Below are 10279 nucleotides of genomic sequence, written 5' to 3' on the forward strand. Positions count from 1 at the left end.
TTAGGTTTCTTAGTGAATTGGCAATTTGCAGAAGGCACTGCTATTGAACAATTGATGAAGTAGTTGATCGTTTTATTCGTGAAGTTATCCAACCAAATGGTTTAGCTTATGAAGGAAGTGGTTACTTACATTGGGAAGGTCTAGTTTGCTTAGAAGCACTTGGAAAATGTGATGAAAGTCACCGCACTTTAGTAAAAGAATGGTTAGAGAAAAACGGGTTGCAACAAATCGAAATCAGTCAATTATTCGACATTTGGTGGAATACCCTGCAAAAGAAGCATAAATAGCTGATAAGGCGAACATCATTGTTCGCCTTTTTCATTTTAATTAGACAATAATTCTTTAATCCTCTGTAGAAACCCTTGACGAATCATCCTTTCAAGCGTAACATTCGCCCCGATTTAGTAATATGAGGACACACACTTTGGACAGTCACAGTCGATACCGAATTGCTTTTTACTGTAACTTTCGCTGTTGCCTTTATATCAGCGAAGTTCGCTGATAGATCATTTCTAACACCATTTTATTCGGCATCTTTTTATGGTCATCGAGATATCGATAGCCAATAATCAAACGAAAAATTAATCATTCTTTTACTATCACGGCTTATTTCGTTTGGTTTCTTTTGTTCATTGCGTTGTTCATAATCCAATTAAGGAGTATGACAAAATGATAAATGCTTTCACTCTTGAAGATGCTCGTCTTGTTCGCATTGATGAAGATGAAAATACACAACTAAACAATGCAATCTGGCTCGATTCTACTTGAACCGACGAGCGAAGAACGCGAAATTTTACAAGATAGTCTAGGACAAAGCCTCGCAACGTTTCTCGAATTAGAGGACATTGAAGCATCTGCTCGTTTCTTTGAAGACCAAGATGGCTTACACTTACACTCATTCTTTTATTGTGAAGACGAAGAAGATTATGCTGATTTAGCCAGCGTCGCCTTTACTGTACGTGATGGCCGCCTCTTTACACTACGTGATCGTGAACTGCCTGCCTTCCGTTTATATCGTATGCGCTCACGTAATCAACGCTTAATTGAATGTAATGCTTACGAAGTTTTATTAGATTTATTTGAAACTAAATTGAGCAACTGGCTGATGTTATTGAAACTGTGTATTCTGATTTAGAAAAATTAAGTCGTGTAATCTTAGATGGTACACAAGGTGAGGCTTTTGACCAGGCATTGTCGACGCTAACCGAACAAGAGGACACCAGCTCAAAAGTGCGTTTATGTCTGATGATACACAACGAGCATTAAGCTTCTTAGTTCGTAAAACACGCTTACCTGCAAATCAGCTTGAACAAGCTCGTGAAATTTTACGTGATATTGAATCATTACAACCACATAATGAATCTTTATTCCAACGTGTAAACTTCTTAATGCAAGCAGCAATGGGTTTCATCAGTATTGAACAAAACCGCATTATTAAAATCTTCTCAGTTGTGTCAGTTATCTTCCTTCCACCGACATTAGTTGCTTCTAATTATGGGATGAACTTTGATGTAATGCCAGAGCTCGGTTTGAAATTTGGCTATCCAATGGCATTAGGTTTAATGGCTCTCGCAGCATTTGCCCCATATTGGTATTTTAAACGCAAAGGTTGGTTATAAAATTTAAGGTAATACAATGAACTCATTACAAATTTTAATTTTTACATTGATTGATGTATACGGATTTATTTTAGTTTTACGTGCATGGTTCCAATTTAGCAGAGTGGATTTTTATAATCCACTCTCACAAGGCTTAGTTAAAATTACTCAACCTGTTTTATCTCCTTTGCGTACATTTATTCCTACATTCAGGAATATTGATTTAGCCGCGCTCATTTTGGCTTTCTTATTATTTAGTATCAAATTTCCCCTCGCACATTTAGTAGGTAATGTATTTATTAGTCATGCAGACATTCTCGACTATGCATTAGCAGGCTTACTCACATTAATACGTACATGTGGAAAAGCCGTTTTCTATGTTCTTTTACTTAGTGCAATCATGAGTTGGTTTAATCGCACCCCTAATCCAATGCAATTTGTTCTCCATCAGCTAACCTCTCCACTTTTAAGCCCAATTCAACGCATTTTACCTAATACAGGAATGATTGATTTTTCACCGATGATACTGGTTTTTGGTTTATTTTTCTTAGACAAAGTTCTACTGGATCTTTTCGGTGCTTACTGGTTATTAGCAAGCTACTAAAAGTGCGGTCAATTTGAAAGGTGTTTTGTAATAGTGACAATATTCGCAGTAGAAAAACAGGGTGAAGATTTAAGATTACGGATTTTTTTTGCAACCAAAAGCAAGTAAAGATCACATTGTTGGGCTACATGACAATGAGCTTAAAATCACTATTACAGCACCGCCTATTGATGGGCAAGCAAATGCACATTTACTCAAATTTTTAAGCAAAACATTCAAAGTACCCAAAAGCAGTATTGTATTAGAAAAAGGTGAACTCAATCGACATAAACAGATTTTAATCCCAAACCCCAAAGTGATCCCAGAAGTCGTATCTGCCTTATTAAAATGAAACCGCACAAACGTTCACTGCTTCTCTTTTACTTAAATAAAACGACTTGCCAACAAAATAAGCTGAAAATACTATAGGTTTAACTCAAAAAGACTTTTCTTTGGATTAATTTTGAACCCTTCGGCCTCTAATAAAGCTTGTTGTTGCTGTCCCTGTTCAACAACCAAACGCGTAGATTGTGTGTAGCGTACAAACTCTTTTGCCTTTGCAATTAAAGCTGCATAAACTTCTGCATAATTTGAATTAGGCGAGACAAAAATATCGGTTAATTGCCAATAACGTTGTAATTGAAGAGAAGAAAGACGGGGATAGAGCTGAATGAAACCAAGTGCGTGCTGGTTTTCATTCACTGCAATAAAGAAAATGCTTTCACTAAAACGAATACGATTGGTCAAAAAGGCTAAAGTGCGGTCAGGATTTTCCAGCATTCCATGAGAAAGACGATATTGCTCAAAAGAGCGGTAATAGAATGTCTAAATTCCATTGTTCAGCTTTAAAAATTTTCATTTTCGTCACAATCGGGCATTTTTTGTTAAATCTATACAGTGAATTGTAGCTTTTTAAAACAAAATAATCATCTTTTACCAAAAAAATTTTTCAAATTTGCCTAAAATCAACAGAACTAAATAAAAAATTTGATATAGTAGTGCGGTCATTTTTTATTAATTTAATACGGAGAAAAATTATGGCTCGTCGTCCTTTAGTTATGGGTAACTGGAAATTAAACGGTAGCAAAGCATTCACAAAAGAATTAATTGAAGACTTAAAAACAGAATTATCGGATGTTAAAGGTTGTGATGTCGCAATTGCACCACCTGTCATGTATTTAGCTGAAGCCGAGGCAGCGTTGACTGGCAGTACAATTGCACTAGGCTCACAAAACGTCGATGTAAACGTACAAGGTGCATTTACAGGTGATATTTCAACCGAAATGTTAAAAGATTTTAGTGCGAAATATATCATTATCGGTCACTCTGAGCGTCGAACCTATCATAAAGAAAGCGATGAGTTTATCGCGAAAAAATTCGCGGCATTAAAACAAGCAGGTTTAGTGCCAGTATTATGTATCGGTGAAAGCGAAGCGGAAAACGAAGCAGGCAAAACAGAAGAAGTGTGCGCACGTCAAATTGATGCAGTGTTGAATACATTAGGCGCTGAAGCATTTAACGGTGCAGTAATCGCATACGAACCCATTTGGGCAATCGGTACTGGTAAATCAGCCACTCCAGCGCAAGCACAAGCAGTTCACGCCTTTATCCGTAGCCACATTGCGAAGAAAGATCAAGCCGTCGCAGAACAAGTTATTATCCAATATGGTGGTTCTGTAAATGATGCAAATGCGGCTGAGTTATTCACTCAACCAGACATCGACGGTGCATTAGTTGGTGGCGCATCATTAAAAGCACCAGCATTTGCCGTGATCGTAAAAGCAGCTGCAAAAGCAAAAAACTAATTTAATCTCTTAAAACAAAAAGCAGATCAAATGATCTGCTTTTTTATTACCTAAAGTGCGGTCTGTTTTTCTATTTTTTCCAACTCACAAACGCCCAAGTTTTAAAATCTCCACGTGCAGAAGTGATATTTGGGTGTTTGGCGTAATAGTCTTTGAGTTTTGCCATTTCTTGTTCGGTTAACTCGCCAATCGACCACTGTACTGATTGGATAAAACTGTGCTCATCGATTTTTTCAGGCTTAATTAAACTGCATTCAGCAGTAATAAAATCCACAGAAGCGTAATAGCCTTTTTGATGTAACAAATTCAGCGCATACATATAATTCGGGAATCCCACCGAATCTCTGCCAATATATTGCAAAATGTCGCGTGCGATAAAGTCTTTTTCGACAATCATCGTCATATAAACTGCTTTTCTTGCTTTGGCATTCAGCTTATCCAATGCTTTATCTAAATCAGCCACCATTGAAGAACGTGATGACACACAGATATCACATTCTGGCACATCGTCCCAATTCTCTTCCCAAGATTTGCGAATAGGCTGCACGTTATCCAACCCTAAATTCTGCGCGCGTTGTTGTAAAACGGACAACATTCCTTCACTGTAATCTAAGCCATACACTTTTTTAAAATGTGAAGCAACGGCAAGAGAAATCGCACCACCACCGCAGCCCACATCTAATAAAGTGTCCGCGTTACTCAAATCCATTCGGCTCACAAACGCTCGCACATATTCATTATGTAAATCGTATTCGGATTGATGCATTTTCTCTGCTTTACGATCCCAATCTTGTGCCGTTTTTGGTTCTCTTGAGGAAAGTTGATAGTGATTTCTATACAATTCGGCAAAATTCACGTCCCAAAGTGTTTGAGATTTAATCATAAATCATCCTTAAATTTTTAATCAAAATCTAAACAATATAAGTAATGTTTTTAAATACTTATATCTTAAACGTGGATACTAAGTAACTTCCTAGTTCAGTGACTTATTACATAATAAAATAAAGCTAATAATTGAGTCGACAAATATAATGAATAAATTAAACTCGCCGTTCTGTCTCTATTCAAAATAGTACGTTCAACTTACAAAAGGTTAGTACTAACACAACGATAACTTTCTCAATTTTGAATAGAGACAGAACGGCGAGTTTAATTTATTCATTATATTTGTCGACTCAATTATTAGCTTTATTTTATTATGTAATAAGTCACTGAACTAGGAAGTTACTTAGTATCCACGTTTAAGATATAAGTATTTAAAAACATTACTTATATTGTTTAGATTTTGATTAAAAATTTAAGGATGATTTATGATTAAATCTCAAACACTTTGGGACGTGAATTTTGCCGAATTGTATAGAAATCACTATCAACTTTCCTCAAGAGAACCAAAAACGGCACAAGATTGGGATCGTAAAGCAGAGAAAATGCATCAATCCGAATACGATTTACATAATGAATATGTGCGAGCGTTTGTGAGCCGAATGGATTTGAGTAACGCGGACACTTTATTAGATGTGGGCTGCGGTGGTGGTGCGATTTCTCTTGCCGTTGCTTCACATTTTAAAAAAGTGTATGGCTTAGATTACAGTGAAGGAATGTTGTCCGTTTTACAACAACGCGCGCAGAATTTAGGGTTGGATAACGTGCAGCCTATTCGCAAATCTTGGGAAGAGAATTGGGACGATGTGCCAGAATGTGATATCTGTGTGTCATCACGTTCTTCAATGGTGGCTGATTTAGATAAAGCATTGGATAAGCTGAATGCCAAAGCAAGAAAAGCAGTTTATATGACGATGATTGTCGAAAAAGACTTTATCGCACGCGACATTTTGCAATATATTGGCAGAGATTCGGTGGGATTCCCGAATTATATGTATGCGCTGAATTTGTTACATCAAAAAGGCTATTACGCTTCTGTGGATTTTATTACTGCTGAATGCAGTTTAATTAAGCCTGAAAAAATCGATGAGCACAGTTTTATCCAATCAGTACAGTGGTCGATTGGCGAGTTAACCGAACAAGAAATGGCAAAACTCAAAGACTATTACGCCAAACACCCAAATATCACTTCTGCACGTGGAGATTTTAAAACTTGGGCGTTTGTGAGTTGGAAAAAATAGAAAAACAGACCGCACTTTAGGTAATAAAAAAGCAGATCATTTGATCTGCTTTTTGTTTTAAGAGATTAAATTAGTTTTTTGCTTTTGCAGCTGCTTTTACGATCACGGCAAATGCTGGTGCTTTTAATGATGCGCCACCAACTAATGCACCGTCGATGTCTGGTTGAGTGAATAACTCAGCCGCATTTGCATCATTTACAGAACCACCATATTGGATAATAACTTGTTCTGCGACGGCTTGATCTTTCTTCGCAATGTGGCTACGGATAAAGGCGTGAACTGCTTGTGCTTGCGCTGGAGTGGCTGATTTACCAGTACCGATTGCCCAAATGGGTTCGTATGCGATTACTGCACCGTTAAATGCTTCAGCGCCTAATGTATTCAACACTGCATCAATTTGACGTGCGCACACTTCTTCTGTTTTGCCTGCTTCGTTTTCCGCTTCGCTTTCACCGATACATAATACTGGCACTAAACCTGCTTGTTTTAATGCCGCGAATTTTTTCGCGATAAACTCATCGCTTTCTTTATGATAGGTTCGACGCTCAGAGTGACCGATAATGATATATTTCGCACTAAAATCTTTTAACATTTCGGTTGAAATATCACCTGTAAATGCACCTTGTACGTTTACATCGACGTTTTGTGAGCCTAGTGCAATTGTACTGCCAGTCAACGCTGCCTCGGCTTCAGCTAAATACATGACAGGTGGTGCAATTGCGACATCACAACCTTTAACATCCGATAATTCTGTTTTTAAGTCTTCAATTAATTCTTTTGTGAATGCTTTGCTACCGTTTAATTTCCAGTTACCCATAACTAAAGGACGACGAGCCATAATTTTTCTCCGTATTAAATTAATAAAAAATGACCGCACTACTATATCAAATTTTTTATTTAGTTCTGTTGATTTTAGGCAAATTTGAAAAAATTTTTTGGTAAAAGATGATTATTTTGTTTTAAAAAGCTACAATTCACTGTATAGATTTAACAAAAAATGCCCGATTGTGACGAAAATGAAAATTTTTAAAGCTGAACAATGGAATTTAGACATTCTATTACCGCTCTTTGAGCAATATCGTCTTTCTCATGGAATGCTGGAAAATCCTGACCGCACTTTAGCCTTTTTGACCAATCGTATTCGTTTAGTGAAAGCATTTTCTTTATTGCAGTGAATGAAAACCAGCACGCACTTGGTTTCATTCAGCTCTATCCCGTCTTTCTTCTCTTCAATTACAACGTTATTGGCAATTAACCGATATTTTTGTCTCGCCTAATTCAAATTATGCAGAAGTTTATGCAGCTTTAATTGCAAAGGCAAAAGAGTTTGTACGCTACACACAATCTACGCGTTTGGTTGTTGAACAGGGACAGCAACAACAAGCTTTATTAGAGGCCGAAGGGTTCAAAATTAATCCAAAGAAAAGTCTTTTTGAGTTAAACCTATAGTATTTTCAGCTTATTTTGTTGGCAAGTCGTTTTATTTAAGTAAAAGAGAAGCAGTGAACGTTTGTGCGGTTTCATTTTAATAAGGCAGATACGACTTCTGGGATCACTTTGGGGTTTGGGATTAAAATCTGTTTATGTCGATTGAGTTCACCTTTTTCTAATACAATACTGCTTTTGGGTACTTTGAATGTTTTGCTTAAAAATTTGAGTAAATGTGCATTTGCTTGCCCATCAATAGGCGGTGCTGTAATAGTGATTTTAAGCTCATTGTCATGTAGCCCAACAATGTGATCTTTACTTGCTTTTGGTTGCAAAAAAATCCGTAATCTTAAATCTTCACCCTGTTTTTCTACTGCGAATATTGTCACTATTACAAAACACCTTTCAAATTGACCGCACTTTTTAGTAGCTTGCTAATAACCAGTAAGCACCGAAAAGATCCAGTAGAACTTTGTCTAAGAAAAATAAACCAAAAACCAGTATCATCGGTGAAAAATCAATCATTCTGTATTAGGTAAAATGCGTTGAATTGGGCTTAAAAGTGGAGAGGTTAGCTGATGGAGAACAAATTGCATTGGATTAGGGGTGCGATTAAACCAACTCATGATTGCACTAAGTAAAAGAACATAGAAAACGGCTTTTCCACATGTACGTATTAATGTGAGTAAGCCTGCTAATGCATAGTCGAGAATGTCTGCATGACTAATAAATACATTACCTACTAAATGTGCGAGGGGAAATTGATACTAAATAATAAGAAAGCCAAAATGAGCGCGGCTAAATCAATATTCCTGAATGTAGGAATAAATGTACGCAAAGGAGATAAAACAGGTTGAGTAATTTTAACTAAGCCTTGTGAGAGTGGATTATAAAAATCCACTCTGCTAAATTGGAACCATGCACGTAAAACTAAAATAAATCCGTATACATCAATCAATGTAAAAATTAAAATTTGTAATGAGTTCATTGTATTACCTTAAATTTTATAACCAACCTTTGCGTTTAAAATACCAATATGGGGCAAATGCTGCGAGAGCCATTAAACCTAATGCCATTGGATAGCCAAATTTCAAACCGAGCTCTGGCATTACATCAAAGTTCATCCCATAATTAGAAGCAACTAATGTCGGTGGAAGGAAGATAACTGACACAACTGAGAAGATTTTAATAATGCGGTTTTGTTCAATACTGATGAAACCCATTGCTGCTTGCATTAAGAAGTTTACACGTTGGAATAAAGATTCATTATGTGGTTGTAATGATTCAATATCACGTAAAATTTCACGAGCTTGTTCAAGCTGATTTGCAGGTAAGCGTGTTTTACGAACTAAGAAGCTTAATGCTCGTTGTGTATCCATCAGACATAAACGCACTTTTGAGCTGGTGTCCTCTTGTTCGGTTAGCGTCGACAATGCCTGGTCAAAAGCCTCACCTTGTGTACCATCTAAGATTACACGACTTAATTTTTCTAAATCAGAATACACAGTTTCAATAACATCAGCCAGTTGCTCAATTTTAGTTTCAAATAAATCTAATAAAACTTCGTAAGCATTACATTCAATTAAGCGTTGATTACGTGAGCGCATACGATATAAACGGAAGGCAGGCAGTTCACGATCACGTAGTGTAAAGAGGCGGCCATCACGTACAGTAAAGGCGACGCTGGCTAAATCAGCATAATCTTCTTCGTCTTCACAATAAAAGAATGAGTGTAAGTGTAAGCCATCTTGGTCTTCAAAGAAACGAGCAGATGCTTCAATGTCCTCTAATTCGAGAAACGTTGCGAGGCTTTGTCCTAGACTATCTTGTAAAATTTCGCGTTCTTCGCTCGTCGGTTCAAGTAGATCGAGCCAGATTGCATTGTTTAGTTGTGTATTTTCATCTTCATCAATGCGAACAAGACGAGCATCTTCAAGAGTGAAAGCATTTATCATTTTGTCATACTCCTTAATTGGATTATGAACAACGCAATGAACAAAAGAAACCAAACGAAATAAGCCGTGATAGTAAAAGAATGATTAATTTTTCGTTTGATTATTGGCTATCGATATCTCGATGACCATAAAAAGATGCCGAATAAAATGGTGTTAGAAATGATCTATCAGCGAACTTCGCTGATATAAAGGCAACAGCGAAAGTTACAGTAAAAAAGCAATTCGGTATCGACTGTGACTGTCCAAAGTGTGTGTCCTCATATTACTAAATCGGGGCGAATGTTACGCTTGAAAGGATGATTCGTCAAGGGTTTCTACAGAGGATTAAAGAATTATTGTCTAATTAAAATGAAAAAGGCGAACAATGATGTTCGCCTTATCAGCTATTTATGCTTCTTTTGCAGGGTATTCCCACCAAATGTCGAATAATTGACTGATTTCGATTTGTTGCAACCCGTTTTTCTCTAACCATTCTTTTACTAAAGTGCGGTGACTTTCATCACATTTTCCAAGTGCTTCTAAGCAAACTAGACCTTCCCAATGTAAGTAACCACTTCCTTCATAAGCTAAACCATTTGGTTGGATAACTTCACGAATAAAACGATCAACTACTTCATCAATTTGTTCAATAGCAGTGCCTTCTGCAAATTGCCAATTCACTAAGAAACCTAATTCTTGGAATTCAGCAAGTGCATTTTTTTACGTTGTCTTCTGTTACGTTTGATCGCCATTTTCGATTCTCCTCTCTGTTGGCTGATAAATGTTTAAAAGTGCGGTGTGTTTTTTT

Annotated in this window: 7 protein-coding genes and 7 pseudogenes; 7 read left to right on the forward strand and 7 right to left on the reverse strand. The window is 36.8% G+C overall.

Annotated elements, in window-relative coordinates; all coding sequences use genetic code 11:
- The 4 genes and pseudogenes from DYE19_RS00300 to yggU (DYE19_RS00315) all read left to right on the forward strand — a co-directional run.
- A pseudogene (locus DYE19_RS00300) lies at window positions 1–283 on the forward strand (YggL family protein); the annotation flags it as partial.
- Between the two features lie 386 nt (window positions 284–669).
- Window positions 670–1619: pseudogene (gene corA, locus DYE19_RS00305) on the forward strand (magnesium/cobalt transporter CorA).
- 16 nt (window positions 1620–1635) lie between these two features.
- The gene (locus tag DYE19_RS00310; protein WP_049214834.1) at window positions 1636–2202 is read left to right on the forward strand and encodes a YggT family protein; all 567 of its coding nucleotides are present in this window, start codon (window positions 1636–1638) and stop codon (window positions 2200–2202) included.
- Window positions 2203–2241: 39 nt separating this feature from the next.
- Window positions 2242–2533: pseudogene (yggU, locus tag DYE19_RS00315) on the forward strand (DUF167 family protein YggU).
- Window positions 2534–2604: 71 nt separating this feature from the next.
- On the opposite strand, the pseudogene DYE19_RS00320 reads toward yggU (DYE19_RS00315), so the two are convergent.
- Window positions 2605–3040 (reverse strand): annotated as a pseudogene (locus tag DYE19_RS00320) (GNAT family N-acetyltransferase).
- 178 nt (window positions 3041–3218) lie between these two features.
- Here DYE19_RS00320 and tpiA (DYE19_RS00325) point away from each other — a divergent pair.
- Window positions 3219–3986 (forward strand): triose-phosphate isomerase, encoded by a 768-nt coding sequence (gene tpiA, locus DYE19_RS00325; protein WP_115322261.1) that lies wholly within the window; start codon window positions 3219–3221, stop codon window positions 3984–3986.
- A gap of 70 nt (window positions 3987–4056) precedes the next feature.
- On the opposite strand, the gene DYE19_RS00330 is transcribed toward tpiA (DYE19_RS00325), so the two are convergent.
- Window positions 4057–4869, reverse strand: coding sequence for a class I SAM-dependent methyltransferase (locus DYE19_RS00330; protein WP_115322262.1), 813 nt, complete (start codon window positions 4867–4869; stop codon window positions 4057–4059).
- Window positions 4870–5296: 427 nt separating this feature from the next.
- Between DYE19_RS00330 and DYE19_RS00335 the strand changes: the two genes are divergently transcribed.
- On the forward strand, window positions 5297–6109 hold the full coding sequence (locus DYE19_RS00335) for a class I SAM-dependent methyltransferase (protein ID WP_115322262.1): 813 nt from the start codon (window positions 5297–5299) through the stop codon (window positions 6107–6109).
- 70 nt (window positions 6110–6179) lie between these two features.
- Here DYE19_RS00335 and tpiA (DYE19_RS00340) read toward each other — a convergent pair whose 3' ends face one another.
- Window positions 6180–6947 (reverse strand): triose-phosphate isomerase, encoded by a 768-nt coding sequence (tpiA, locus tag DYE19_RS00340; RefSeq protein WP_115322261.1) that lies wholly within the window; start codon window positions 6945–6947, stop codon window positions 6180–6182.
- Between the two features lie 178 nt (window positions 6948–7125).
- Between tpiA (DYE19_RS00340) and DYE19_RS00345 the strand changes: the two are divergent.
- A pseudogene (locus tag DYE19_RS00345) lies at window positions 7126–7558 on the forward strand (GNAT family N-acetyltransferase).
- Between the two features lie 71 nt (window positions 7559–7629).
- Here the strand turns inward: DYE19_RS00345 and yggU (DYE19_RS00350) are convergent.
- From yggU (DYE19_RS00350) to DYE19_RS00365, 4 genes and pseudogenes are all read right to left on the reverse strand, one after another.
- Window positions 7630–7920 carry a DUF167 family protein YggU gene (gene yggU / locus DYE19_RS00350; RefSeq protein WP_115322263.1) on the reverse strand — a complete coding sequence of 97 codons (291 nt, stop codon included), beginning with the start codon at window positions 7918–7920 and terminating at the stop codon, window positions 7630–7632.
- Window positions 7921–7960: 40 nt separating this feature from the next.
- A pseudogene (locus DYE19_RS11540) lies at window positions 7961–8525 on the reverse strand (YggT family protein).
- A gap of 16 nt (window positions 8526–8541) precedes the next feature.
- Window positions 8542–9492, reverse strand: coding sequence for a magnesium/cobalt transporter CorA (gene corA / locus DYE19_RS00360; protein ID WP_049214835.1), 951 nt, complete (start codon window positions 9490–9492; stop codon window positions 8542–8544).
- Window positions 9493–9879: 387 nt separating this feature from the next.
- Window positions 9880–10223 (reverse strand): annotated as a pseudogene (locus DYE19_RS00365) (YggL family protein).
- Window positions 10224–10279 lie beyond the last annotated feature (56 nt).

The sequence above is a fragment of the Pasteurella canis genome (assembly GCF_900454865.1).
GTDB classification, from domain to species: domain Bacteria; phylum Pseudomonadota; class Gammaproteobacteria; order Enterobacterales; family Pasteurellaceae; genus Pasteurella; species Pasteurella canis.

Bases quoted from the DNA above. Each gene is read 5' to 3' on its own strand.
- tpiA (WP_115322261.1), top strand. From the start codon at position 3,219: ATGGCTCGTCGTCCTTTAGTTATGGGTAACTGGAAATTAAACGGTAGC.
- DYE19_RS00335 (WP_115322262.1), top strand. From the start codon at position 5,297: ATGATTAAATCTCAAACACTTTGGGACGTGAATTTTGCCGAATTGTAT.
- corA (WP_049214835.1), bottom strand. From the start codon at position 9,492: ATGATAAATGCTTTCACTCTTGAAGATGCTCGTCTTGTTCGCATTGAT.
- DYE19_RS00310 (WP_049214834.1), top strand. From the start codon at position 1,636: ATGAACTCATTACAAATTTTAATTTTTACATTGATTGATGTATACGGA.
- DYE19_RS00330 (WP_115322262.1), bottom strand. From the start codon at position 4,869: ATGATTAAATCTCAAACACTTTGGGACGTGAATTTTGCCGAATTGTAT.
- tpiA (WP_115322261.1), bottom strand. From the start codon at position 6,947: ATGGCTCGTCGTCCTTTAGTTATGGGTAACTGGAAATTAAACGGTAGC.